The sequence below is a fragment of the Vibrio sp. Vb1755 genome (genome assembly GCF_033338635.1).
Lineage (GTDB): Bacteria > Pseudomonadota > Gammaproteobacteria > Enterobacterales > Vibrionaceae > Vibrio > Vibrio alginolyticus.
Genome location: NZ_JAWOTA010000145.1, coordinates 1 through 1,414 on the forward strand (window position 1 = coordinate 1; position 1,414 = coordinate 1,414).

A 1,414-nucleotide genomic window follows, 5' to 3' on the forward strand; every position below is an offset into this window, starting at 1 on the left:
GCGCTCAGTCTACCCCAAACTAATAACGGATAAAACATTGAGATAAATCAGACTATTGATGCTAATTCTAGTCCATTAGTCAGGAATCATACGCAGCTCGCACTCATTACGCCGTTTTATTGATAAAGTTTGCTTGGCCAAGTTTTAACCGGAGCTCAACCACCTGTGAATCGTTACGCTGTATTGTGTCTCGACAATAATCCAATCAGTGCAGAGCAGTTTCGATTGGAACTGTCGGCTGTCTCTAGCAAGTTTGATATTTTTTCTGTCGAATCGATAGAAGAAGCGCAAAGCGCGTTGGAATATCTTGAAGAAAGAGAACAAACTGTCGCGTTAGTGATCGCCAGCCATCACGCGCACTTTAATGGTGTGGATTTTCTCATTGGGCTGGACAAAACACCGCACACCGAGCGCGCTCGTAAAATTCTCATCAGTTGCTCTTCAGATATTGACGCGATACTCACGGCCGTCAATGAAGGTCGTTTGGATCATTGTTTGACCAAGCCTCTACCAGATAACGTCCTTTTTAATACGGCTCAAAAAGAGCTGACGCAGTTTATCTTACGTAATTGCAAAGAAGACTTGCTCAGTTATAGCCAAATCTTGGACCAGCACAAATTGCTACGTGCTCATATCGAAAATCAGATGAGCAATTACCAAGCAGGTTTCTTACACGACTATCACTCGATGTCTGATAATGAACTGGCAGAACAAGTAATCTCTGCCTTGCAACAGTTTTTCAAAGAAAATGACGAAACAAAAGCTTGTCGAACCTACTCTCCTGAGCATTTGCTGACGGTTGAAGGGGAACCTAACAGCTTTTTATGGTTCATAACCAGCGGAGAAGTGGCGCTTTACAAAAGAGACGAACAAGGTATGCAGCGAGAAGTGGTTCGCCATACCAAAGGGAACATTGTCGGCGGCATGTCATTTGTGACTGGGGAATGCTCCTTTTCTACTGCACTTACGCTTACCGAAACAGAAGTAATTAAACTTGATAGAAATGTGTTCCGTAAAGTAATGCAGAGTGACTCAAACCTTCTCCCCCTATTTACGAACTTACTTCTTCGTCATTTCAATCGCCGATTACAGAGAAGCATCAACACAAAATTACAATTGCAGAAAACACTCGAGTCACTTGAATCTGCTCATCAACAACTGATTGAAAGAGAAAAAATGGCCATGCTCGGCCAGTTGGTTGCGGGCGTGGCCCATGAGCTGAACAACCCAATAGCTGCGATTTTGCGTGGTGTAGAAAACCTCACTCATACCCTCGAAGGGCTATTAACTCAACTTCCGACAGCAGAAGTACAAATCAAAGGCGTTCAGCTTCTAACCAGAGCTCAAACCGCCAAGCCAGCCTCGACTGCGGAACTGCGCTCACGTGTCAAAGAGCTCAACAGCACGTTACCTG

1 protein-coding gene is annotated in these 1,414 nt (G+C 44.4%); it reads left to right on the forward strand.

All coding sequences use genetic code 11. The features are described from left to right. Positions 1–165: 165 nt before the first annotated feature. Positions 166–1,414 (forward strand): cyclic nucleotide-binding domain-containing protein (locus tag R7E00_RS23385; protein WP_318124623.1); only part of this gene is annotated, 1,249 nt, incomplete at its 3' end.